Origin of the sequence: Paenibacillus artemisiicola (assembly GCF_017652985.1) — a bacterium.
GTDB lineage: Bacteria > Bacillota > Bacilli > Paenibacillales > Paenibacillaceae > Paenibacillus_Z > Paenibacillus_Z artemisiicola.
Window position 1 is genome coordinate 40,063 of sequence record NZ_JAGGDJ010000006.1, and the last position, 24,167, is coordinate 64,229.

Consider the following 24,167-nt stretch of genomic DNA (forward strand, 5'->3'; position numbering starts at 1 on the left):
GGATAGAGACGATGAACAAAGCAAAACGGATCGGCATGAACGCGGTCGTCGCGGCGGCGCTCGTCGCGGCGGTCGCGGGCTGCGGCAACGCGAACGACGCTGCCAACGACGGCGCGAACAACGCGCCCGCGGCATCGGACAACGGCGGCGGCGCGCCGGCGAATACGGCTACGAACGGACAGACCGCAGACAACCCGTATAAGGATCATTTGGACATTTCCCTGTCCTGGTGGGGCATCGGCGTCGGCTTCCAGCAGCATGACGAGCTGCAGCAAAAGATCGAAAAGGATTTCAACGTCACGCTGAATCCGGTCGACATCGGCTGGGACAACTACAAAGAGAAGAACCAAGTGTGGTCCGCGGCCGGCCAGCTGCCGGACGTCATCACGAACAGCATCGTGAACGACAACCCGGCGACGTACAATCAATGGGTCAGCCAAGGACTCGTGCATGCGCTTCCGGACGACCTGAGCAGCTATCCGAACCTCGAGAAGGTCGCGAAGGCTCAAGACGTGCAGGGCGTCTATCGCGACGGCAAGCTGTACGCCATTCCGCGGATGACGTACCCGAACACGGACATGTGGGCGGTGGACCGCGCCATCTACGTGCGCAAGGACTGGATGGATAAGCTCGGCCTGCAGGATCCGAAGAGCTTCGCGGATTTCGACGCGATGATGAAAGCGTTCGCGGACAAGGATCCCGACGGCAACGGCAAGAACGATACGACGGGGATCGTCATGAACACGCTCGGCTACTTCAAAGGCGTCTTCATGCCGACGTTCCCGCAGTTCGACAATAGCAGCTGGGTGAAGGAAGACGGCAAATGGGTGCCGTACTACGCCTCCAAGCAAATGGACCAAGTCATGGTCCAAGCCCGTCAGCTGTACGCGGACGGCGGCCTCGATCCGGACTTCGCGGTCGAGAAAGCCGGCGAAGCGAACCAGAAATTCTATCAGGGCAAAGCGGGCGCGCTGGCGCTCGCGTCCAACTCCGTCAGCGGCCCGAACGGCGTCAAAGCGGAGTGGGAAAAAGCGAATCCGGGCAAAAACTTCTTCGACAACGTGAAGATCCTGCACCTGTGGCCGTCAGCGGACGGAACGATCTACCGTCACACGACGCAGTCGTTCTGGTCCGAGACGATGATCAACGCGGACGTCGACGACGCGAAATTCGACCGCATCCTGAGCATCTACGACTGGCTGCTGTCGCCGGAAGCGAAGGAAACGTTCGACTACGGCATCGAAGGCAAGGATTACACGAAGGACGCGAGCGGCACGATCACGATTACCCGTCCGAAGGAAGGCGACGCCTACGTCGCCCTGAATAAAGAATATCCTTCGTACGATATCATTTCGCAATTGGCGGCATGGCGCAACGCAAGCACCCTGGAGGACAGCCCGGCGAACCGCGCCGCGCTGGGAGACGGCGTCGTCGACTTCATCCAGAACGAGCTGAAATGGCAGATGGACAACGCCAAGCCGATCCCGACGGCGTTCGATATCTTCTCGATGTCCACGCCGGCCAAGGATAAGCTGTCGACGATCAACTTCGACGAAGACTTCACCCGCATCGTGCTCGGCAAGGACGATCCGGTAAAAATGCTGCACGACGCCCAAAAGGGCTACGACGGCAAAGGGCTGCAGGACGCGATCAAAGAAGTGACGGAAGAGATGGCGAAGCTCGGCAAATAAGCCGGCCGCGCGGCACATCGGCAAGCCGCCTTCCTGATTGAAGAGAAACCCAAGAAAGGCGGCGCTTAGCCGCCTTTCTGGCTGTCCGGAACAGAATTCGATATTGAACCGGCGGCCGTTTCGTTGTATGGTAGGTTAAGCGCTTAACCTATCTCGGCGAGGAGATGAAGAGGAGGAAGACGATGGAGACCGCATACGAGGTTACGGGAGGAATCGCGCGCTTCCGGCTGACGGATTACGGCGCGGAGCCCGATTCGGGCCGCGACGCGCTGCCTGCCATGCGGCGGGCGATCGAAGCGGCGGGGAAGCATGACGGGCCGGCGTTGCTGGAAATTCCGCAGGGGAGGTACGATTTCTATCCGGACGAGGCTGCCCGGGAACCGTATTACATTACGAACACGGCCAGCGAGGAGGAGAATCCCGACGTCACGAAGACGATCGCGATTCTGCTGAAGGGGATCGAGCGGCTGACGCTGGACGGGCAAGGCTCGCTCTTCCTGTTCCACGGGCGGGTCACCATGCTCGCGCTGGACGGCTGCGACGACGTCGAGATCCGCAATCTGCATCTCGATTACGCCCGCCCGACGGTGGCGGAGATGACGGTGACGGCCGCCGGGACGGACTATATGGACGTCGAGGTGCATCCCGATTCCCGGTACGAGGTGCAGGACGGGAAGGTGCATTGGACCGGCGACGGCTGGCGCTTCAACGCCGGCCCGATGCAGGCGTTCGACCCGGTCCGCAACCGGACGTGGCGCATCGACAATCTCGGCGAAGCGGCGCTCGCCGAGGAGCTGGCGCCGATGCGGCTCCGCTTCCGTCTGGGCGGCGCGCCTAGCGAACCGGCAGGCCGCGTCCTGCAGGTGCGCGACGGTCTGCGCGACCAGGTCGGCGTCTTCATTCGCCGCAGCCGGAATATCCGGTTCGCCGACGGCGGCATTCACTTCATGCACGGCCTCGGCGTCGTCTGCCAGTACAGCGAAGATCTGCGCTTCGCGGAGCTGGACTTCTCGCCGCGGCCGGAGACGGGCCGGACGGTGACGGCGTTCGCCGACTTCATCCACGTCTCAGGCTGCCGCGGCCGGGTCGAGATCGAAGGCTGCCGGTTCGTCGGCGGCCACGACGATCCGATCAATGTCCACGGCACGCATCTGCAGCTAGTCGGCATGCCGGAGGCGAACCGCGTGCTGCTGCGCTTCATGCATCCCCAGACGTACGGCTTCCAAGCCTTCTTCCCCGGCGACGAGATCGCGTTCGTCAAGCGCGAGACGCTTCTTCCGTACGCCTCGGGCAAGGTTCTCGCCGTCGAAGCCGTCAGTCCGCGCGACTGGCTGCTGACGCTGGACGCGGATGCGCCGGCGGGCGCCGAGCCGGGGGACGCGGTCGAGAACGTCACGTGGAACCCGGAGCTGCGCGTGCGGGGCAATTATTTCGCCCGCATTCCGACGCGGGGCGTGCTCGTGACGACCCGGCGCAAGACAGTCATCGAAGACAACGTCTTCGACGGCACGACGATGAGCGGCGTGTTCGTCGCCGACGACGCGGAGAGCTGGTTCGAGTCCGGGCCGGTCCGGGACCTGACGATCCGGGGCAACCGGTTCGCCGCGTGCGGCAGCTCGGAGCATCCCGTCATCTTCATCGCGCCGGAGAACCGCGTCGCCGACGCCGCCCGGCCGGTGCATGAAGGCATCGTCATCGAGGGCAACCGCATCGAGACGAGCTTGGCGGCGGCGTTGGTCGCGAAGAGCGTCCGCGGGCTGCGGTTCGCGAACAACGAGGTCGTACCGGCGGAAGGGGCCGCGGAGGACGGCGCGCCGGCGGCCGCGAGCCTGATTCGGCTCGACGCCTGCAGCGGCGCCGCCATCGAAGGCAACGCCTTTGCCGAAGGCGGCATGCCGGCGAACGTCGCCGCATTGAAGCGGATGGCGCCGGACGGCTTGCGGATGGGCGAGGGCCAGCGGCTTCGCGTCGAGGCGCGGGACTGACCGGCGGGCGGCGCGGCAAGTTGAGCCGTTCAAATGGCAATCAATCGGCAATCGAATCAAGTAGCAATCGAATCAAGTAGCAATCGAACGGAACGTGCAAAAGGAGAGAGGAGCGCAACAATGAATAGCGAACGCAAACTGATCATTTTCCTCGACAGCGGGGATACGATCATCGACGAATCGACGGAAATTCGCGACGAGGAGGGCATCGTCGTCACCGCCGAGGTCATTCCCGGCGCCGACGTGATGGTGAAGACGCTGTACGAGCGGGGCTACACGCTGGCGCTCGTCGCCGACGGCGACGCGCAGTCGTTCAAGAATATGTACAAACGGCTCGGCCTGTACGACTACTTCGCGACGATGATCTATTCGGAGACGATCAAGGCCGTCAAGCCCAGCCCGCGCATGTTCCGGGCGGCGGCCGGCGCGCTGGAACTGAACGAGGCCGACTTCGGCCGCATCGTCATGGTCGGAAACAACCTGAGCCGCGATGTTAAAGGGGCCAACGCGCTCGGCATCGTGAGCGTCTTCCAGAGCTGGACGACGCGGTACCCGCACGAGCCGGCCGACGAGAGCGAGCGCCCGGCGTATACGATCCGCGAGCCGCTGGAATTCCTGGAGCTCGCGGATCGGCTGGACGAGCGGCTTCGCGCCGGCAACGTGCCGTTTTATTGATCTTCCCAAGTAGAAATTCGCTGCCGTCATTACGCTGAGAAACGAAACGATAACCCCAAACGTAAAAAATCCGCCCCGGGATAGAAACTCGTCCATACCAACGCATTTCCGTTTTCATAGAATGGAAGCATCTGGTAGGAAAGGAGTTGACTATCTCCATGGCACAATTAATCGACTACAACGTCAGCGTTCCCGCCGTCGTCACGAACCAAGTCGCGATCGCGCTGCCGCTCACGCCGAACAAAGCGATCCTGTCGCAGCTCGGCATCTTCGTCCTGCCGCAATACGCGCTCAACAACCGCGTTCAATTGGTCGCGACGTTCGGCGGACAAGGCACGTTCGGCATTCCGAGATTCCTGTTCCGCGTTTTCCGCGACAACCAGGAAATCTACTATGCCGAACAAGGCTTTGAATCCGGCTTCGAGCATTACGGCATCGCCACGTTCCAAGTCATCGACATCAACGTCCCGGCCGGCGCGCATGCATACACGTTCTACGTGGAAAACCTGCAGCCGGGCACGACGGGCCAAATCATCGGTCCGATGAACGTCAGCGCGGCCGTTTACGCGGTCTAACCGATCGTTCGCGCATCCTTGCGGCGGCGTAGCGCCGCAAACCCGCAGAAAGGACGAGCAGCCCCGCTGCTCGTCCTTTTCGTACATAATTTTTCCTCTTTCCACAAACAATGTAACCGATGCAGCGGAAAGAAGGGATTAGAGATGAAGAAGAAACGATGCCGGACGGCGCTAACGGCGGCGGCGCTGGGGCTCTCGCTCTCGCTATGCCCGTGGAACGCGCCATCGGAGCGCGCGGCCGCGGAAGGAACGGACGCGTCCGCCGGCCAGCGCCAGGTCGCGATCGTCATCGACGATTTCGGCAACGGCATGACGGGGACGCCGGAGATGATGAAGCTGCCCGTGCCGTTCACGACGGCGATCATGCCGTTCATGCCGACGACGAAGCAGGACGCGGAGCTCGCGCACAAGCTGGGCGACGACGTGATCGTGCACATGCCGATGGAGCCGGTAAAGGGCAAGCCCGAATGGCTCGGACCGGGCGCCATCACGACGGCGATGGACGATGCCGAAATCCGCAAGCGGGTGGAGGCGGCGATCGACGACGTGCCCTATGCGGTGGGCATGAACAATCACATGGGCTCCAAGGTCACGGCCGACGAACGGGTCATGCGCGTCGTGCTGACCGTCGTGAAGGAGCGGGGGTTGTTTTTCCTCGACAGCCGGACGACGTACAAAACGGTCGTGCCCAAGCTCGCCGCCGAGCTCGGCGTGCCGCTTCTGTCCAATCACGTGTTTCTCGACGACGTTTACTCGACGAGCCATATCATGAAACAGATCGGCCTGCTGCGCAAGCATCTGGAGAGCAACGCCAGCTGCGTGACGATCGGCCACGTCGGACCGCCGGGCAAGCTGACCGCCGCCGCGTTGAAGGACGCGATCCCGCGCCTGCAGGGCAGCGCGCGGTTCGTCCGGCTGAGCGACATGCTCGGCCCGTCAGCGGAGCAGGATATAGTTCCGCACTCCTGACGCGATGGCGGCGGCAAGCTCGGTTTGTTTGTCCGGACTCGTCAGCATGAGCCGGTCGCCTTCGTGGCTGATGAAGCCCATTTCCACGATGACGGCCGGCTGCTTGACGACGTTGAGCAGGTAAAACGGCTTGCCGACGCGGGGAAGCCCGCGCGTGTTCTGCCGGCGGTTCAGCGCATCCTGAATGCAGAAGGCGAGCAGCGCGCTCTCGCCTTCATTCTGATGCAGCACGAGCGGCCCGTACTCCGTCCGGTCCGGCGCCCAGTTGACGTGAATGCTGACCAAGATTTGCGTGTTGATTTCTTTGGTCAGCTGGCTGCGCTGGGACAGATCCCGGCGATGCCGCGAGGCTCTCCCGTTCCAGCGGTTATCGTCGCTGAGCGCGTAGTCGCCGTTCCGGTTCAAGACGGTCCGGATGCCTTGGGCTTGCAGCATGGCGTACACTTTTTTGGCGACCGCCAGGTTGATGTCTTTCTCCAATATATGCTCGTGGTGGGCGCCGCCGTCGATGCCGCCGTGGCCGACGTCGATCAGTACCTGCGCCGTCGGAAGGGCGCGGCTGTAGTCGGTCGGCAGCTGGCTGTCGAGCAGGGATTGCGCCGAAGGGGCTTCCTCCCAGGACTCCCCGGGCGCCGCCAGGGACGTTCCCGCGCTGCAGAAGCACAGCAAAGCGGCGCCGGCTAATAGCGCCAAGCCCGTGCGAAACGGGCGACGCCGGCAAAATCGTTCGCGCATCGTTATCCTCCTATGCCAACATGATCATCCATAGCGTGGCTCGGACCAAGGGAACTCATTCATGTTTGAAAGGCATCGATCGCGGGGACACTGTTGAATGAAACGATCGATTATCAAGCGAAGGGGAGACACGCGGCATGGAGAAACGGACGGAGGAATATATCCGGTATATGACCGACCGGGTGGTCGATTACATGGAGACGCCGCAGGCGCAGCGCAAGGAGAACCGCAAAAAAGCCAAAGCCGCAAGAGAGCCTTGGCTGACGCGCTGGTTCGGGCTCGGCGGGTTCGCGATCTCGCAATGGATGCGTTCGTCCCGGGATTAACGAGCTTGGGAACCGCGATGCTGACCGGCTTCGGGCCGTGCCGGCTAGCGATAAAAATGGCCTTCGCGGTCGAGCGCGTCCACGGGAACGTAGCGGGTGCCGGGAAACGCCTGATCGAAAGCGACGTAGAGCGGGCCGCCGTTCCAGCCGTGATAGCCGACCGCGGGGAGCACCTGAAGCACCGAGGCGTTAAACAGCTCGGCGGTATACCGGATTTGCTGAAGCTTGTCCAGCATGCCGGCGAGCCCCTGCACCTGCTTCGCGGACAGCGGGGAGCTCGTCAGCCACGGCATGCGCTCGAACGGATCGAACGCGCGGTTCGACCTGACGGCGGTCAGCTTGCTCAGCTCCGGCGCGCCGGAGCTGCCGGCCGTCGTTATGGCACCCGGCGTCCGCTTCGACTGCTTCTGCCAAGCCGCGTCATCGACGGGCATCGCCTCGCCGGTCCACGCGTCCAAATAATACGTCTCGCCGCCGGAGGCCGACCATTTCCAAGCCGCCAGCACGGGAGACAGATAAAGCCGTTCCAGCCGGAGCGGCTTTTTGGCGATTTCGGCGTAGCTGCCGACCAGGCCTTGCCGGATCAGCGCGTTATACAGCGTGACGGGATAGAAGGCGGGATGCGCGCCGACGCCGTATTCGCCGAGCCGGTATCCGCCCTCGGGCGTCGCGTTCACGATCATATAGCCGACCGGCTTGCCCGCGGCGGCGAAGGTCACGAGCCAGCCGTGCGTACCGGGGCCGAGCGGGGCGATCGTCCGTTCGGCGGACGTCCACGAACGAAAGGCGGGCTGCTTCGACAGCGCGTCGGTCCACGTCCGGACATGCTGCCGCAGCGCCGATTCGGCCGGCGCGGACGCGGCGGAAGCCGTCGGTGCGGCCGAGGCCGCCCGTCCGGGGAACCCGGCGCCCAGCGCCAGCATCGCCGCCAAGACGGCGGCGAACATCGCGGTCCATTTGTTCATAAACGGCATCACCTGCAGTTTCTGTAGAATGGTTGACGAAGGGCTGACAGTACCTGACAACGCCATTGTAGCGCAACGCGCGCGGAGAAGGTGTTGGTTCCTGTCAGGGAAGCGGGACAAGCCGGCTTCTAATTTTGCCGGATTTTCGCTAACCGATGCCCTGCAAATAAAAAATGCCGCAGTTTATGGCGGAGACTTGGACGCGCGGCTCGTACTGCCAGCGAATCTCCGCCTGGCGCCGGTTGTATTGTTCCGCGACGGCCGGCCGCTTCTCTTCGTCGGCGCCTTCGATCAGCGGCTCGTAATAATGCCGGATCGTGCCGAGCTCGTCGTCCAGCCGGCGCGCGGCCGCGTCCGCCCAGCCGTAATCGTAGCCCCGCAGCTTCCGCTCCAGCGTCTGCTCCGCGATGGAGGCCGCCTTGGCGAGCGTGAAGGCGTTTTTGGCCGTGTGCACGTTCGGCGGCAGCTTCGGCGTCATCCGGTGCTGCAGCAGCCGGTCGTTGAAATGCTCCACGCATTGGCCCGTCGCGAGCGAGATGCCGAAGGAGTGAAGTTCCTCCCGCTTCATGTCGCACAGGAACTCTACCTTCATATTAACCCCCAGCCAGGCGCTGTAAGCAGTGGAGTGGAGGGGGTGGCTGCTGCGCTTATCCGGCTCTTGGAACAGGCAAAGGTAGCTGCCGCTCTGCCGCGAGGACTGGAACAGCTGCTCCAGCCGGCGCGAACCGAAATAGAGATCCTCCCTCGGCACGCGCGCGTTCGCGTTAAGCGAGCCGTGGACGTACCCGAGGGAGCGGCCCAGCGCGGCGTCCGCGGCCGCCTGCGCGGCGGCGGGCTTGGGCGCCGGCGGCGGCGCCGCGGTCTCGTCGTACTTGCTCTTGTCCGTCACGAGCAGCATGGACATCGTCTCGGGTTCGGCGCCGGTGCGGTCGACGAAGCTCCAATAGTAGGACCGGTTCGTCAGGTCGCGGTCCGCGCGCGGCGAGAGCTTCACCTGAAAGTGCGCCGGCGACTTTTCGACGATCCGGCACTCGGTAGCCTCCAGGTACCGCTGCACGAACTTATGGATTTGGCGTTCGTTCATGGTCTCACCTCGATCGTTTGTCCGACGGCGTTCAGGACGGCGTCGACCGCGCCGAGCTCGCCGGTGTCCTCCGACTCGACCTCGTCCCGGATGCGGCTGAGCGAATCGCCCAGCTCGTCGATGCCGCGCCGCAGCTCGTCCTTGTCCGTGCCCGATTCCATCACGAGCCGGGCCAGCCGCTGCTCCAGCGTCTCGTTCTTCTCGAACCGCTCCAGTATATGGTCCAGCTCGCCGATGACGAGCTCGAACAGGTTGATCTTCTCGTGCAGCAGGCCGACGATATGCTCCTCGATCGTGCCGACGGTGCACAGGTTGTAGATCTGCACGTCGTTCGTCTGTCCGAGCCGGTGCACGCGGCCGATCCGCTGCTCGACGCGCATCGGGTTCCACGGCAGGTCGAAGTTGATCATATGGTGGCAGAACTGCAGGTTGATGCCTTCGCCGCCGGCTTCGGTCGCGATGAGCACCTGCGCGCGCCCGCGGAACAGGTCCATCATCCAATCCTTCTTGCCGCGGTTCATGCCGCCGCGGTAAGGGACGGCCACCAAGTTGTGGGACCGGAAGTACTGCAGCAGATACTCCTGGGTCGCCCGGTATTCCGTGAAGATGATGACCTTGTCGTTCTCCTTCATCGCGCGGACGAGCTCCATCGCCTTCTCGGCCTTCGAATTGGCCGTAATGCCGCGGATGACTTCGACAAGCTTCCAGATTTTCGCGCGAATCGGGGAATCCTCCGCCGTCTTCTTGAACATGTTCACGAGGGTCAGGAAGACCGCGTCGCGGCTGCTGCACACTTCGCGCTGCAGCGTCACGAGCGACAGCATGCTCGTCCAGTCGCCTTGATTCTCCTCGTAGCGCTCTTTCACGAACGCGGTTACGGCGTCGTAGAGCGCCTGTTCCTCCGTCGACAGCTGCAGCGGGATATTCTTGACGATCCGCTTCGTGAAGTGGATGCCGCCGTCCCCGCGGCGGTTCCGGATCATGACGGCCTGCAGCGCTTCCTGCAGCTGGTCCTCGTTCTTCGGCAGCCGCTTGTCCACCACGAAATTCGCCGCGAATTCGCTCTGGCCGCCCAGTTGGCCCGGCTTCAGCAGCGTGATCAGGTTATAGAGCTCGTCGAGGTCGTTCTGCACGGGCGTCGCCGTGAGCAGCAGGCAATATTTTTTGCGCATCGCGTTGACGAATTGATAGTTGGTCGTCTTCTTGTTCTTCAGCTTATGCGCCTCGTCGATGATGAGCATGTCGTAATCCTGGTTCAGCAGCCGGTCGCGGTGCGGATCGCGCTTGGCCGTGTCCATGGACGCGACGACGACGTCGTAGCCCCAGGAATGCTCCTTCTTCTGGGCGACCGCGGCGATGCCGAATTTGGCGTTCAGCTCCCGCACCCACTGCAGGACGAGCGAGGCCGGCACGAGCACGAGCGCGCGCTTGACGAGTCCGCGGACCATGTATTCCTTGAGCACGAGCCCCGCTTCGATCGTCTTCCCGAGGCCGACTTCGTCGGCCAAAATCGCCCGGCCGCTCATTTCGTGCAGCACTTTGCGGGCGGTGCTGATCTGGTGGGGCATCGGCTCGAACGCCGGCAGGCTGCGCAGGCACTGCAGATCGTCGAAGCTGCCGATCAGCTTGGACTGCTCCGCTTCGACGGCCAGCTGATAGAGCGTCCAGTCGTCCCATGGGCCGTTGCGGTCCATCCGGTCCTGAAGCTGGTGAAGCCAGGTGCGGTCGAAATGCAGGTCGACGCTGGGATGCAGCTTGCGCTTCGCCGTCACGCTCGCGGCGGAGAGAGGCTGCGGCTCGGTTTTGGCAGAATCGTTACCCGGTTGCATGGAGAACGGAACTCCTTTCATGTGAGATTCCGACAAAATGAACGGAAACTGTATGTCGCTAGTATGACCCTCGAAACGGGAATTCATAAGGCGCGCCGCGAAAAGGAGCATCGGCGGATTGCGGACGGCCCGAGCGGCGCGATTCTCGTTCGGCTATGAAATGTCCGAGGCGCCTGCGCGGAATTCCGGCCGATGGCGCCGCGGCGCGCGAGCGAAAAGGAATTCGCAGGTTCGGGCGCGAATAAGGCACCTATGGAATTGGGAACCGATTGCTGCTAATAGAACGGGAGGATGCGCGAAACATGAACATCATGCTGAATAGGAAGCAACCCGAGCACGGCGCGGCAATAGCCGGGGGGGAGCGCCGATGAGAGCTTCGTCCGATCTTTTGGCGGTTTGGCACGCCTTCGACGCGTTTCCGATGGAGACGCTGACCAAGGCCTGGCACTTCCGGTCGGGAAACGAGCCCAAGCAGCGCAGCGTCGAGCTGATGCGGCTGCACCGCGAGCGGTACGGTTCGTCGGGCAACTGCTTCGATCTCGCGCTGTGGCTGATCGACGCGTTTCGGCGGGAGGGGATCCCGGCTTACGCCGTCGGCCACGATCTGCTGACGCCGAACGCGCATGTCGCGGTCGCGGCGCTGGACGAGCGGGGACGCGCCTATCTATGCGATCTCGGCGACCAATGGATCGAGCCGATACTGATCGATGCGGAGAGCGGCGACTTTACGGACGAACCGCTCGCCGGGTTCGTGTCCGGCGCGCGCGTCGCGCTGTCCGTCCGGGAGAGCTGGCTGCACGTCGCCTACCTGCGGCCGAACGGCAAGCGGAGCGAGCAGGCGTACGACCTGCGTCCGATCGCGCCGGACGCCTTAGTGGCGGCGGGCGAATACTCGCAGCGGCTGCTGCGCAAGCCGCTGGTCGAGCGCCGGATCTATACGGAGGCCGAAGTGCTGCATTGGGATCTCGGCGACGGCACGAGCTTCCTGAGCGGGAACCGCGGACGGACCGAGGAGGCGCCGATGCGTTCGCAAGCGGATCGGGTGGAACGCATTCGCCTGCATACGGGCATGGACCGGCAGGTCATCGAGCAAGCGTTGGCCGTTTACGGAACCGCCTCGATCGAAATCGAATAGGGCCAAACGAGAGACGGAGGGGACGCGATGAAGCTGGGCATGCCGGCGCTCCTGGAATACGGCACGCTCGAGGAGAACGCCGCGCTCTGCGCGGCGCTCGGGCTGGATTTTATCGAATTGAACATGAATCTTCCCTTGTGCATGCCGGACAGGCTGGACGCCGGGCTGGTGCGAAGGATGAGCCGGGAGACCGGGATCGGCTTTACGCTGCATTTGCCGGAAGAGCTGGAGCCGGCGTCGTTTCACGCGGCGATCAGGCGGGGGCATCTGGCCTGCTGCCTCGACGCGATGGACTGGGCGGCCGCCGCGGGCATCGGGCTGTTGAACATGCATGTGCACAACGGGGTCTACTTCACGCTGCCCGGCGGAAGGACCTGGATCAATGAGGCGCACGATGCCGAGTACGCCGCGCTGCTGCATGAGGCGTTCGCGACGATGTACGAACGGGCGTCCGCGCTCGGCCTCTCGCTGTGCCTCGAGAATACGTGCAATTTCCAGCTGCCGTTCGTGCGGAAGGCCGTCGACGCGCTCGCCGGATTCGCGCCGTTTCGCTTGACTTGGGATGCCGGGCACGACGCAAGAACCGGATACCTGGAAATGCCCGTCCTGATGGCGCACGCCGATCGCATCGCCCATATGCATCTTCACGATTGCGCGAACGGTTCGGATCACCGGCCGCTGTATACGGGCGAGGTCCCGATCAACGAACGGCTCGCGTTCGCCCGGGCGCGCGGGCTGTCCGTCGTCATCGAAGTGAAGACGGAAGAAGCGCTGCGCGCGTCCGTCGAACGGCTGCGGCGCGAGTGGCTTCAGGGAGGTTGACGTGCCGTCTCCTAAACGGAAGATTCTATAAAAGTAAAACACGTCGATAAAACGAAACGATTTTCGCTGCGGCAGCTGCTTTTTCATGGTTTATATCCAATAGTGGGAAGTCTTAACTGGATCTTAACATCGCCCATACATGCGCTTAATAATCTCGATCTATTATGCTAGAGAAAAGAGATTAGGAGGCGTACACATGAAATCCACGATTGGATGGAAGACTTCGGTAATCGGTATTACGGCAGCGGCGCTCGTCGTTACGAGCTTCGTCGCGGCGCAAAGCAAGAATGAAGTATCCGCTGCATCGAAACAAGCGAAGAACGTCATTCTCTTCGTCGGCGACGGCATGGGCACGGCGCAGCGCGACGCGATTCGCCTGGCTACGGTCGGCGAGAAGGGTCAACTGGCCATGGACGCGATGCCTTACGTCGGCTTGATTCATACGGGCTCCACGGTTCCGGTCACGGATTCCGCGGCTTCCGCTACGGCTTACGCCAGCGGCGTGAAAACGTACAATGGCGCTATCGGCATGGACGCCAACAAAAAAAGCGTAAAAACGATTTTTGAATATGTCAAAGCAATGGGCAAATCCACGGGTCTCGTCACGACGAGCCAAATCACGGACGCAACGCCTGCCGCGTTCGCTTCCCACGTCGAAGACCGGGCGAAGCAAAGCGACATCGCGCTCCAATACCTGACGAAAACCAAAGTCGACGTTCTGCTCGGCGGCGGCGAAGATTTCTGGTTCCCGGCGGGTCAAGCCGGCGCGTTCAAGGACGAGCCTGTCGAAGATCCGTCCGAGAAGAGCAAAGGCACGCAGGGCAACCTCGTCGACAAGGCGAAATCGCTCGGCTACACGTACGTAAAAACGAAAGCCGACATGCAGAAGGCAAAAGGCGGCAAGCTGCTCGGCCTGTTCGCGAACGAAGAAATGTTCCAACAGCGTCCGGAAGGCGAAGGCGATCTCTACAATCCGATCGTCCCGCTGCCGGACATGACGAAAAAAGCGCTTGACACGCTGTCCACGAACAAAAAAGGCTTCTTCCTGATGGTCGAAGAAGAAGCGACGGACGAAATGGCGCACAACAACAACGCGAAGCTGACGATCAAAGCCGGCCAAGAGCTGGACAAATCGGTACAAATCGCGAAAAACTTCGCAAAATCGCATCCGGACACGCTGGTTCTCGTCCTGGCCGACCACGAAACGGGCGGCTTCTCGATCGAGGAAGTCGACGCGAACGACGAGTCGGGCGACGCGATTTCCAAAGAAGACGGTCCGTTCCAGATCGCGAACTCGAAGCAAAACTTCGTCGTCGACTGGACGACGTCCGGCCACACGGCCGTCGACGTGCCGGTAACGGTCATGGGCACGGGCGCCGAGCTGTTCTCGGGCGTCTACGAGAACACGGGCATCTTCACGCGCCTTGCGCAAGCGATGGGCGTCAAGCTGCCGAAGTAAGCCACAACAGCGCGAAAAGCTGCCTCCGCATGCGGAGGCAGCTTTTTTGTATTGAATGTTCATACTATTCTGTGTATATTAATACATAAAAAATCCGTGATAGGGGGCTTGGCTTATGGCCGTTTCCATCGAAGAATTAACCATGAACGCGTGGCCCGCGCAGCAGACGGTCGTGCACGGCGGCTGGCTGCTGCGCTTGGCGGAGGGCTACACCAAACGCGCGAATTCCGTTCATCCGTTCTATGCGGGCGACGAATCGGAAGCGGCGCTGAAGCGGAAAATCGAAGCCTGCGAAGCCTTCTACTGCCGCGCCGGGCAGGATACGATCTTCAAGCTGACGCCTTTCGCCCCGGCCGGACTCGACCGGCTGCTGGAATCGCGCGGGTACGTGCTTGCATCGCCGTCCCGTGTTATGCTGTTAACGGACTTCGCGAACCTTCGCAAGCCGCCCTATCAGCGGTCCGAAATCACGATCGAATGCGAGGATCGGCTCTCCTACTCCTGGCTCGACCACATGTGCGCCTTCAGCGGCATTCCGTCTTGTCACGAAGGCGCCGCCGCGCGGATCATGCACGCCATCACGATGAAAACAGGCTATTTTACGCTATACGTCGACCGCGAACCCGCCGCGTGCGGCCTCGGGGTCCTGGAAGGCGAATACGTCGGCTTGTACGATATCGCGACCGCCCCGGCCTTCCGCGGCCGGGGGCTCGGCGAGCGCTTGATCCGCCGCATGCTGCAGTGGGCGGCGGGGGGCGGCGCTACGCGGAGCTACCTACAAGTCGCGCAGAGCAACGGAGCGGCGAACCGGCTCTACGCGCGGCTGTCGTTCGAGGAGCTGTATCCGTATTGGTACCGGATCAAGAAGCGCCCGAATGGCTGATTAACATCTTATAGGAAGAAAGGGGTCGCCCGCTTATGACGATCCGGCTTCGCGGTCATCATTTGCTATGTCTGCTCGGCTTCCGGGGCATGGGTTACTCGGCGGCGTACGCCGCCAATATGGCGCGCGTCTACAACCGCCTGAAGGACGAACCCGACACGCCGGTGACGATCGTCGCCGGACCCGACGAGCTGTGCGCCTGCTTTCCCCCGGACGAAGAACCGCATTGCGAGAACGCGTCCGTCGCCCGGCTCGATCGCGACGCGCTCGCCAAGCTGGACTTGCGCGCCGGTCTGACGCTGCCGTGGTCGGCCGTGATCGCGCGGGTGCGCGCCGGCGTGGAACCGGAGGACATCGGCACGCTCTGCCGCACCTGCCAGTGGCGGTCCTACGGCGTCTGCGAAGCCGGCGTGCGCACGATCAAGGAAGGCGGCTGGCTTCCGCCGCTTCCGGAGTGAACGCGCTCAAGGGCAACGTCTTTGGCAGGAACGCTTCAGGTAACGCCGGGTTCCGGCTGCAGCAACGCCAGCAGACGTTTGGCTGCTTGCGAGCGCGGCACGCCTTTGCGCGTCGCGATCCCGGCCGCACGCGCCGGAATCGGCGCCGCAAGCGGCAATTCGACCAATTCGCCGTTCGCCAGTTCCCGCGCGTAATAATCCCGCACGACGAACGCCAGGCCGAGGCCGCTCTTGGCAAAGTCCGCCAGCAGGTCCATGCTGCCAAGCTCCAGTTCGGGCCGCAAAGAGATGCCATGCGACTCCGCGTATGCGTCCAGATGGCGCCTTGTGCTCGTGCCTTCCTCCAGCATCATGAGCGGATAACGAGCCAAGTCCAAAGGTTTCAAAGGTTCGTCGCCGGCTAGTTCCGCATAGCGGCGTCCGCCGACCAGACAATCTTGCTGAAGCCGGAACGGCGTGAAATCGACGCCGCTCTCTTCGGCCGGAAGGTGCACGATCCCGAGATCGATCGCGCCTTCCTTGAGTAAAGCCAACGTTTCCGGCGTCGTGCGGTTGGTGACGCGGATGCGGATCTGCGGATAGCGCGCGTGATACTGCTCCAACACCGGCAGCAGAACATGCTTGCAAAGCGAATCGCCGGCCCCGATCTCGAGTTCCCCGTACGCGAGCTGATTCATGTCGCGCATCTTCCTCTCTCCCGCTTCCACGACTTTGAACGCCTGCTCTACATGACGGTACAGCACTTCGCCTTCGCCCGTTAGCCGTACGCCGCGCGGTCCGCGAACGAACAGCGCCCCGCCAAGCAGTTCTTCGAGCTGCTTCAGCGTATGGCTGATAGCGGGCTGCGTGATATGCAGCCGCTCGGCCGCGCGCGACAAGCTGCCCGTCCTCGCGCACCAATAGAAGCTGCGGTACCACTCCAAGTTAATATCCGACATCGATATGAGCTCCTTTTATGGCTGATATTAGATATATCAATTATTCTAATGGATTTGCTTCTATTATAATCATGCTTGCAACGCCATCACAAGGATGAAGGAGCGAATGGAAGATGGCCGTAACGGCAATTGTGGGAGCGAATTGGGGCGACGAGGGAAAAGGAAAGCTGACCGACGCGCTGGCGGAACGGGCCGATTACGTCGTGCGGTTTCAAGGAGGCAGCAACGCCGGACATACGATCGTGAACGGATACGGCAAATACGCGCTACATATGCTGCCTTCTGGCGTTTTTTATCCCCATGCGATCAACGTGATCGGCCCGGGTGCGGCGCTTGACGTCGAGCAGCTGTTCGGCGAGCTGGCCGCGCTTGCGGAGCGGGGCGTGCCTAAGCCGAGGCTCGCGGTGTCGGAGCGCGCGCAGCTCGTACTGCCGGTTCACCGGCTGTTCGACGCGCTGGAGGAGGAACGGCTCGGCAGCGCGGGCTTCGGCTCGACGAGAAGGGGGATCGCGCCGTTCTATGCCGATAAGTATGCGAAGCTCGGCGTGCAGGTCGCGGATCTGTACGACGAGGCAAGGCTGAAGCGCCGGCTGGAGCAGTCGCTGACCGGCAAAAACGTCCTGCTGCGCCATCTCTACGGCCGCGAGCCGATCGCGGTCGAGCCGCTGCTCGAACGGCTGGCCGAATACCGCGAGCAGCTGCGGCCGTACGCGGCGGACACGAGCGACATGCTGCGCAAGGCTATCGACGAAGATGCTTCGATTTTGCTCGAAGGTCAGCTCGGCGCGCTGCGCGACCCCGATCACGGCGTATATCCGTTCTCGACCTCGTCTTCGACGCTTGCCGGCTTCGCGCCGGTCGGCGCGGGCCTTCCCCCGGGAGCGGTCCGCGACGTCGTCGCGGTCGTGAAAGCCTATTCCTCCTGCGCAGGCGCCGGTCCGTTCGTAACGGAGCTGCACGGCGAGGAAGGGGAGGACCTCCGACGCCGCGGCGGTGACGGCGGGGAGTACGGGGCCACGACTGGCCGGCCGAGGCGGGTCGGCTGGCTGGATGCCGTCGCGACGCGCTATGGCTGCGAGCTTCAAGGCGCGACGTCTATCGCGCTGACGAACCTTGACGTTTTGGGCTACTTGGATGTCATTCCGGTTTGTACCGGCTATCGTTTGGCGAACGGCTCCGTGACCGGCCGCTTCCCCGTGACGCCGCTGCTGGAGGACGCTTTGCCGATCTACGAGTGGTTGCCGGGATGGAGAAGCGATATTTCCGCCGCGTCTTCGTTCGAGGAGCTGCCTCGGGAGGCGCAGGCGTACGTCGCGTTCGTCGAACGGGCGACCGGCGTTCCGGTCACCCGGATATCCGTCGGTCCGCGGCGAGAGCAGTTGATCGAGCGGACGCGCATGAACGTGTGAGCCTCGGCAGATGCGTAGAGCTGAACGGCGGTACCAGACTGAGGGGCGCGGCCAGGAACGGCTTCAGCCGCCTGCGGAACCGCCCGACCGGCCGCGCGATGCCGCGCCGCCAAGGCAGCGGCCCCGAACGCCGCCGCCGAACTTCGCGTATGCTAATCAGGCCTGGCCCCGCAAGGCGGCAGGGCCTGATTTTTTTTGCCGTGGCGCGAACGGGCGGCATTTGATTTTCCATGGGCGGGAATGGTAAGATTCCTCTACGAGAAATGCGCCGGGCAGAAGGAGATGAGGAGAGACTTCTTGGAAAATCGTGCATCGGTCGTCGCGATGTGGGTCTCGCTGCTCAGCAACGTCTTGTTGACGGGCATCAAGCTGATCGTCGGCATCTTGTTCGGCAGCCAGGTCCTCGTCGCGGACGGCATCCATAACGCGGGCGACATCATCGCCACCGCGACCGCGTACAGCTCCATGCGGGTGTCCGGTAAGCCGCCGGACGAAGATCATCCGTACGGGCACGGCAAAGCGGAGGTGTTGGGCGCCGGCATCGTCGCGTTCATCCTCGTGCTCGCGGCGCTGTACATGGGCTACCACGCCGTGCTGGCCTTCTTCCATCCGCCGGGCAAAGCGCACGTAATCGCGCTCTTCGCGGCCATCGTCTCGCTCGTCGTGAAGCAGGTTTTGTACCTCTATACGAAGCGGGTCGGCCAGTCGATCAACAGCAAGGCGCTCATGGCGACGGCGTACGATCACTTGGCGGACGTGTACGCGTCGCTTGCGGCGTCCGTCGGGATCTTCCTCGCATGGATCGGCGAGCGCGCGGACATCGCTTGGCTCAGCTACGGGGACCCCGCGGCGGGCGTGATCGTCTCGTTCCTCGTGCTGCGGCTCGGCATCGAGATGTCGCGCGAAACCGTCGACGTGCTGATGGACAAAAGCCTCAGCCCCGACAAGATCGAAGACATTCTCGAGCATCTGCGCGAGGTGAAGGAAGTGAAGCGGATCGACCGGCTCCGGGCGCGGGAGCACGGGCATTACGTGCTGGTGGACGCGCGGGTGGCCGTGCTCGGAACGCTGACCATCCAAGAGGGGCACGACATCATCCGCAAGATCAAGAAGAAGGTGCAGGACGCGCATCCCGAGGTGGACGAAGTGCTCGTGCATCTGAATCCGTGGTACGAGAACGAATAGCGGCGGCCGGCCGGCATGGGAAACCATGCCGGCCTTTGCGTGTCCGAGGCTGGGCCTTTGGTCGCAAAAACGCAACCGCTGCAACCTTTTTCGAAAACCCGCCGTCAAGGGGCGTGTAAGATCTTACAACCCCACTACGCGACGATTTGGAAGGAGCAGAAGATTATGAACAAGAAGAAAGTCATTATCGCGGCAACGCTCGTCGGCCTGATGGGCTCGGCGGTCGCTGCGGAAGCGTCCAGTTTTTTCCAAAAGGTCAACGGTTTCGTACGCAGCGACATCAAGGTCATCGTCGACGGCGAGAAAACGTCCATGAAACCGGTCTTCATTAACGGCCAAGCCTATCTGCCGGCGAAGAGCGAAGCGGATGCGCTCGGATACGACGTCAAGTATAGCGCGAAAGACAGAAGCCTGACGCTGACGTCCCGCGATCAAGGCAACGAAGGCGGCAACGGCGGCGAGGAGGCGCAATTAATGAAGCTGTCCGGCGTCGTGCAAAGCGTGACCCCGCTCGACAACGGCGCGTACCGTCTGGACGTCGTCGGCCGCGGAACGAACAGCTGGGTGCTGCTCACCGTCGACAAAGAAACGAAGCTGACGGACGCGAACGGCAAGCATGTCAACGCCAAGGACCTGAAGGCCGGCACGGAAATCGAAGCCGATTACGGTCCGGTCATGACGATGAGCTTCCCGGGGCAATCCCACGCCGTGAACGTCACGGTCGGCAGCCAGCGCCTCGTCAAGGAAGACGTCGTCACGAACGTCAAGCATACGGATGACGGCTGGCAGGTGACGATCGGCCAAGCGAAGGACGGCAACGGCCTGTCGCAAGTCGTGCTGAACGCCGGCAAGGAAACGAAGCTCATGAACGCCCAAGGTTCGTCGATCGAATGGGAAAGCCTGAAGCCGGGCACGAAAGTCGTCGCGTACTACGGTCCGGAAATGACGAAGAGCCTGCCGCCGATCAGCCCGGTGTTCTACCTGGTCGCGTTGACCGACAAGCCGGCCCAAGACACGCTGGCTCCGGCCCAAGTCAGCGAATTCCGCGCGCTCGCGTGGAGCAAGCTGCCCGACGGCCAAGCGTCCCACGTGAAGACGAAGAAGGACGAAGCGGCCGTCGAGGTCGTGAACGCCTCCGAGTCCGGCGTGCTGGCGACGACCGAAGACGCGAAGAAGCTGCTGCAAGCCGTGAAGGACAAAGGCGGCAAACTGGTCACGGTCACGTATGAAACCGACCAAGACCAGCTGCTCGGACCGCTGACGGTCGTATTCGACCTGGAAAGCAAAACGTTCATCGGCTACAACGCGCGCCGATAAGCATAACGAACGCGAATAACGAACGCCCCGCGGCATGACGCCGGGGGCGTTTTTTTGCGATGTCGAGGCCGGCGGATCCGACGGTCGCTTTGTGAGCTTCCGCGCGATTCGGCCGCTATGCCATGCGGACTTCAGCTTTCTCGCCGCGGCTTGCAGGCGCCATGCGGAGCCGCTTTGCGCGCCGTGCAGCGCGGCGTTCATCCCCCGTGCAGCGCGCGGTATTCGGAAGGACTCTGCCCCGTCTCCTTGCGGAAAAACTTCGCGAAATGGTTCGTTTCCTTGAAGCCGGTCTGGTCCGCGACGTCCTTGATGCTGAGCGACGTGGTCGACAGCAGGATCTTCGCCTTGTCCGCCCGCCGGCGGCTGATGTACTTGAGCGGCGGAACGCCGAACTGCTTTTTGAAATACGCGATGAAATAATTGGGATGCAGGTGGGCGGCCTTTGCCAAATCCTCGACCTTGAGCCCGCTTTCCATGTGCGTATCGATGTACGATTGAATGAACTGAATCCGCTTCAGGTCCTCCGAGCGGTGCTGCAGGATCGCGATCGGCACGTGCTCGAGGTAGCGCGAGATGATTTCGAGCAGCACGGACTTCTCGCGCAGCCGCGCCACCACGGAGGCGTTGCCGTACGAGCCGACGAGCAGCTTGAACAGCGCCGTCATTTCCTCGCGGTCGGCCACGGGAATCGCGAGCGGCACGCCGATCCATTGGAACAGGTCGAACGGACCGATCGAGGCCGTGAAATGGCACCAGTATTTCAAGTAGGGGGGACGGTTCTTCAGCGTCGCGTAGGACTGGTTGACGTAGGCGGGCAGCAGGCACAGATCGCCCTGGACCGGCCGCAGCTCCGTATCGCCGGACTTGACCCAGCCTTCCCCTTCGAGAATATAGTAGAGTTTGTTGTATTCGGGCACGAAGTCGTAGTCCTGCCACTCGCGGGTCACCTGCGTCCGGTAGGCGACCTGCAGGTCGATTTGCAGCGAATGCAGCAGGTCGGTCAAAGCGCCGTGCTCGCGTTTCATGTTCATGCTCATGCGGGAATCTCCTCACTGAGGCCCGAACGGCGTCGTTCGGAAGCGTATGGATTCATCATAGACGATTTGGGCGGCCCTGAAAACGGATACCTTAACTTTGGCACCTTCATTCTTAGCCCTAGCCATTTGAATGCGCTTGGCCGGATCCTATAATGGGGAGGAAAAGAGAACCGAGGAGGACGATGGGCCATGACGCAGCGCCAGCCGCTTTTGCTGACCGACGAACAAATGAAATCGTTTATCGTGAACGGATTTTTGATTTTGAAGACGGATTTTCCGAAGGAATTCCATGAACGGCTCGTCGGGCAGCTGAACGAGATCTACGATAAGGAAGGCAACCCGGGCAACAATATTTTGCCGCGGATCCGCGACCTGCAGCGGGTGTTCGAGCATCCCGTCGTGACCGGCGCGCTGACGAGCGTGCTGGGGCAGAACTACCTGCTCCATACGCACCGTCACGGCCACTACAACGCCGTGCCGAAGCCGGGCGCGTGGCATAAAGACAGCTACTGGGGCTACGACCGGCTCCGCAACCATCACCCGTGGTGGGCGATGATCATGTACTTCCCGCAGGACACGCCGCAGGAGCTCGGACCTACGGGCGTTCTGCCGGGCACGCAGTTCGAGGACGGCCGCAACTTCGCGTCGGACGAGATGGAAGAGGAAGCGACGGCGAAAGGGGAAGCGGGCACGTTCGCGCTCATCCACTATGACATCTGGCATCGTTCCACGCCGAACCTGCTCGGCAACCCGCGCTTCATGCTGAAGTTCGAATTCATGCGGACGCAGGCGCCGACGGCCCCGTCCTGGGATAACCGGACGGCGGATTTCGCTCAGGTGGCCGGCGGCGAGCCCTTCGCTCACCGCGAGATCGCCGAGGACGTCTGGAACTGGTTGTCCGGCCGCACGGCGTCCCGAGCGGGCACGAAGCCGGGCGACGCGGCATCGGTCGAAGCGCTGGCGGCGCGGCTGAAGGAATCGAAGGAGCCGGATGCCCTCGCGGCGGCGTACGACCTGGCGGCAAGCGGACCGGCCGGCATCGAAGCGCTGCTGGCCGCGCTGAGCGGCGGCTACAAGAAGCGCGCGCGCATCGCTTCGTACGGCTTGTCGACGGCCGGCGCCGACGCCGTGCCTGGACTGACGGCGCTGCTCGGCAGCGAGGACGAGACGGCCGTGAATAACGCCGTCTTCGCGCTCTCCGAGCTGCGCGGCTTCGCCGATAGCGCCGTGCCGCGCGTCGCGGCGCTGCTGGATCATCCGGCCGCGGAGGTGCGGCGCACGGCCGTGGAAGCGCTCGGCATCATGAGCGCCGACGCGGGGGCCGTCGTCCCGGCGCTCGTCAAAGCGCTGTCGGACGCGGACACGCAGGTGCGCTTCACGGCGGGCTTGTCGCTCGTGCGCGTCGGTCCCGGCGCCGCGGATGCCGTGCCGGCGCTGGCGGGCGTGCTCGAGGACGGGAACCGCTACGTGCGCGGCCACGCGCTGGAAGCGCTGCGCGCGATCGGCACGCCGGAAGCGCACGAGGTGCTGATGCACGAGCTCTTCAATACGCGCTGGTGCTCCGACACGACGCCGGCGAGCACGTTCTAAAGCGGGTCGGCCGGGCCGGGTTCGGCCGCGAACGCGCAAAGAGGCGATGCGTATGCATCGCCTCTTTGCTTTGCGCGCCAATCGAGGGCGGCTAGCCGCGCCGGCCTAATCGCCGGGGCGGCTTATCCGAGCTCCGCCATCGTCGGCATGCCGTCCTGCGCGCCGAACACGGTCACGGAACGGGACGCGGCCTTAACGGCCAGCGGCAGCGTGTCCTCGAGAGGCCAGCCGGCGGCGAGGCCGTAGCAGAGCGCGGCGTTGAACGCGTCGCCCGCGCCGGTCGTATCGACGACGTCCACGATCGGCGCGGGGACCGTGACGGGCTCGCCGCCGTCCGGCGCGAGGCAGGAGATTCCGTGCTTGCCGCGCGTCACGATCAGCGTCTGGCGGGGATGGCGCTCGCGCCACGCGCGCATCCGGGCGAACAGCTCGTCCTCGTTCGCGGCGGGGCTGCCGCAGTAGTAATCGAATTCCGTCTCGTTCGGCGTAAAATAGTCGCCGAGCGCGATCTGCTCGTCCGTCAAGGCCGCCGCCGGCGCGGGGTTGATGATCGTGCGCACATCGGCCTCGCGGGCGATCCGCAGCGCCGTCTCCACCGCGGGCAGCGGGATTTCGAGCTGCACGATCAGCGCGTCCGCGCCGGCGATGACCGCCCGGTGCGCCTCGATCATGTCCGGCGTGCAGCGTCCGTTCGCGCCGGGCACGATGACGATGCAGTTGTCGCCTTCGGTATGGAGAATCGTGGCGGTGCCGGTCGCGGCGTCTTTCAATTCGGCGATCGCCGCCGTATCGACGCCGAAACCGCTCATCCGCGCCAGGATTTGCGCGCCGAACGCGTCGCCGCCGACGGCGCCGATCATGCCGACGTCCGCCCCGAGACGCGCGCAGCCGACCGCCTGGTTCGCGCCTTTCCCGCCGGAAATATAGTGAATGCTGTCCCCTTGGAGCGTTTCGCCCATCCGAGGCATGCGCCCCATCGTGAGGACCAAGTCCATGTTCAAGCTGCCGACAACGGCGATTTTCGGCTTCCGCGCCATCCGAATCATCCTTTGGCTTTGAATTTCGGCACCGGGTAGCGTTTGGTACCGTTTGCAAGTGAT

The 24,167-nt window shown here is 63.0% G+C and carries 22 protein-coding genes; 15 read left to right on the top strand and 7 right to left on the bottom strand.

The annotated features are described in order from the left end of the window. Window positions 1-11 precede the first annotated feature (11 nt). From I8J29_RS11790 to I8J29_RS11810, 5 genes are all read left to right on the top strand, one after another. On the top strand, window positions 12-1,691 hold the full coding sequence (locus I8J29_RS11790; protein WP_208847813.1) for a type 2 periplasmic-binding domain-containing protein: 1,680 nt from the start codon (window positions 12-14) through the stop codon (window positions 1,689-1,691). Window positions 1,692-1,873: 182 nt separating this feature from the next. Then, entirely contained in the window at window positions 1,874-3,676 is a 1,803-nt protein-coding gene (locus tag I8J29_RS11795; RefSeq protein WP_208847814.1) for a right-handed parallel beta-helix repeat-containing protein, read from the top strand. 33 nt (window positions 3,677-3,709) lie between these two features. Continuing rightward, the gene (locus tag I8J29_RS11800) at window positions 3,710-4,351 is read left to right on the top strand and encodes an HAD family hydrolase (RefSeq protein ID WP_338113135.1); all 642 of its coding nucleotides are present in this window, start codon (window positions 3,710-3,712) and stop codon (window positions 4,349-4,351) included. 158 nt (window positions 4,352-4,509) lie between these two features. Beyond that, on the top strand, window positions 4,510-4,926 hold the full coding sequence (locus tag I8J29_RS11805) for an exosporium protein C (protein WP_208847816.1): 417 nt from the start codon (window positions 4,510-4,512) through the stop codon (window positions 4,924-4,926). A 144-nt stretch (window positions 4,927-5,070) separates the two neighbouring features. Beyond that, window positions 5,071-5,895 carry a divergent polysaccharide deacetylase family protein gene (locus I8J29_RS11810; RefSeq protein WP_208847817.1) on the top strand — a complete coding sequence of 275 codons (825 nt, stop codon included), beginning with the start codon at window positions 5,071-5,073 and terminating at the stop codon, window positions 5,893-5,895. On the opposite strand, the gene I8J29_RS11815 is transcribed toward I8J29_RS11810, so the two are convergent. Then, window positions 5,863-6,630: an N-acetylmuramoyl-L-alanine amidase family protein gene (locus I8J29_RS11815; protein ID WP_208847818.1), complete on the bottom strand. Its 768-nt coding sequence runs from the start codon at window positions 6,628-6,630 to the stop codon at window positions 5,863-5,865. The genes I8J29_RS11810 and I8J29_RS11815 overlap by 33 nt on opposite strands. Window positions 6,631-6,767: 137 nt before the next feature. Here I8J29_RS11815 and I8J29_RS11820 point away from each other — a divergent pair, with 137 nt between their 5' ends. Then, window positions 6,768-6,956: a YqzE family protein gene (locus tag I8J29_RS11820; protein WP_208847819.1), complete on the top strand. Its 189-nt coding sequence runs from the start codon at window positions 6,768-6,770 to the stop codon at window positions 6,954-6,956. A gap of 44 nt (window positions 6,957-7,000) precedes the next feature. On the opposite strand, the gene I8J29_RS11825 is transcribed toward I8J29_RS11820, so the two are convergent. The 3 genes from I8J29_RS11825 to I8J29_RS11835 form a co-directional block, all read right to left on the bottom strand. Then, a complete protein-coding gene (locus I8J29_RS11825; RefSeq protein WP_208847820.1) occupies window positions 7,001-7,921 on the bottom strand; it encodes a hypothetical protein in 921 nt (306 codons plus the stop codon). 148 nt (window positions 7,922-8,069) lie between these two features. Beyond that, window positions 8,070-9,005 carry a YqhG family protein gene (locus I8J29_RS11830; protein WP_208847821.1) on the bottom strand — a complete coding sequence of 312 codons (936 nt, stop codon included), beginning with the start codon at window positions 9,003-9,005 and terminating at the stop codon, window positions 8,070-8,072. Beyond that, the gene (locus I8J29_RS11835) at window positions 9,002-10,834 is read right to left on the bottom strand and encodes a DEAD/DEAH box helicase (protein WP_208847822.1); all 1,833 of its coding nucleotides are present in this window, start codon (window positions 10,832-10,834) and stop codon (window positions 9,002-9,004) included. Before I8J29_RS11835 ends, I8J29_RS11830 begins: the two co-directional genes overlap by 4 nt. A 367-nt stretch (window positions 10,835-11,201) precedes the next feature. Between I8J29_RS11835 and I8J29_RS11840 the strand changes: the two genes are divergently transcribed. The 5 genes from I8J29_RS11840 to I8J29_RS11860 all read left to right on the top strand — a co-directional run bounded on the left by I8J29_RS11840 (window position 11,202) and on the right by I8J29_RS11860 (window position 15,591). Beyond that, window positions 11,202-11,969 (top strand): hypothetical protein, encoded by a 768-nt coding sequence (locus tag I8J29_RS11840; RefSeq protein WP_208847823.1) that lies wholly within the window; start codon window positions 11,202-11,204, stop codon window positions 11,967-11,969. Between the two features lie 27 nt (window positions 11,970-11,996). Next, window positions 11,997-12,791, top strand: coding sequence for a sugar phosphate isomerase/epimerase family protein (locus I8J29_RS11845; RefSeq protein ID WP_208847824.1), 795 nt, complete (start codon window positions 11,997-11,999; stop codon window positions 12,789-12,791). Between the two features lie 196 nt (window positions 12,792-12,987). Continuing rightward, a complete protein-coding gene (locus I8J29_RS11850; RefSeq protein WP_208847825.1) occupies window positions 12,988-14,250 on the top strand; it encodes an alkaline phosphatase in 1,263 nt (420 codons plus the stop codon). Between the two features lie 115 nt (window positions 14,251-14,365). Beyond that, complete coding sequence (locus I8J29_RS11855) at window positions 14,366-15,133, top strand: GNAT family N-acetyltransferase (RefSeq protein WP_208847826.1); 768 nt, start codon at window positions 14,366-14,368, stop codon at window positions 15,131-15,133. A gap of 35 nt (window positions 15,134-15,168) precedes the next feature. After that, a complete protein-coding gene (locus tag I8J29_RS11860) occupies window positions 15,169-15,591 on the top strand; it encodes a DUF1284 domain-containing protein (RefSeq protein WP_208847827.1) in 423 nt (140 codons plus the stop codon). A gap of 35 nt (window positions 15,592-15,626) precedes the next feature. Here the strand turns inward: I8J29_RS11860 and I8J29_RS11865 are convergent, their stop codons facing one another. Next, window positions 15,627-16,529: a LysR family transcriptional regulator gene (locus tag I8J29_RS11865; protein WP_208847828.1), complete on the bottom strand. Its 903-nt coding sequence runs from the start codon at window positions 16,527-16,529 to the stop codon at window positions 15,627-15,629. Between the two features lie 113 nt (window positions 16,530-16,642). Here I8J29_RS11865 and I8J29_RS11870 point away from each other — a divergent pair, with 113 nt between their 5' ends. The 3 genes from I8J29_RS11870 to I8J29_RS11880 all read left to right on the top strand — a co-directional run bounded on the left by I8J29_RS11870 (window position 16,643) and on the right by I8J29_RS11880 (window position 20,440). Next, the gene (locus I8J29_RS11870) at window positions 16,643-17,938 is read left to right on the top strand and encodes an adenylosuccinate synthase (RefSeq protein ID WP_208847829.1); all 1,296 of its coding nucleotides are present in this window, start codon (window positions 16,643-16,645) and stop codon (window positions 17,936-17,938) included. Between the two features lie 282 nt (window positions 17,939-18,220). Next, window positions 18,221-19,123 carry a cation diffusion facilitator family transporter gene (locus I8J29_RS11875; protein ID WP_090635620.1) on the top strand — a complete coding sequence of 301 codons (903 nt, stop codon included), beginning with the start codon at window positions 18,221-18,223 and terminating at the stop codon, window positions 19,121-19,123. A gap of 165 nt (window positions 19,124-19,288) precedes the next feature. Then, complete coding sequence (locus I8J29_RS11880) at window positions 19,289-20,440, top strand: hypothetical protein (RefSeq protein ID WP_208847830.1); 1,152 nt, start codon at window positions 19,289-19,291, stop codon at window positions 20,438-20,440. Window positions 20,441-20,637: 197 nt separating this feature from the next. Here the strand turns inward: I8J29_RS11880 and I8J29_RS11885 are convergent, their stop codons facing one another. Beyond that, window positions 20,638-21,477, bottom strand: coding sequence for an AraC family transcriptional regulator (locus I8J29_RS11885; protein ID WP_240546121.1), 840 nt, complete (start codon window positions 21,475-21,477; stop codon window positions 20,638-20,640). Between the two features lie 189 nt (window positions 21,478-21,666). Here I8J29_RS11885 and I8J29_RS11890 point away from each other — a divergent pair, with 189 nt between their 5' ends. Beyond that, on the top strand, window positions 21,667-23,067 hold the full coding sequence (locus tag I8J29_RS11890) for a HEAT repeat domain-containing protein (RefSeq protein ID WP_208847831.1): 1,401 nt from the start codon (window positions 21,667-21,669) through the stop codon (window positions 23,065-23,067). A 122-nt stretch (window positions 23,068-23,189) separates the two neighbouring features. Here I8J29_RS11890 and I8J29_RS11895 read toward each other — a convergent pair whose 3' ends face one another. Further along, entirely contained in the window at window positions 23,190-24,104 is a 915-nt protein-coding gene (locus I8J29_RS11895; RefSeq protein WP_208847832.1) for a ribokinase, read from the bottom strand. Window positions 24,105-24,167 lie beyond the last annotated feature (63 nt).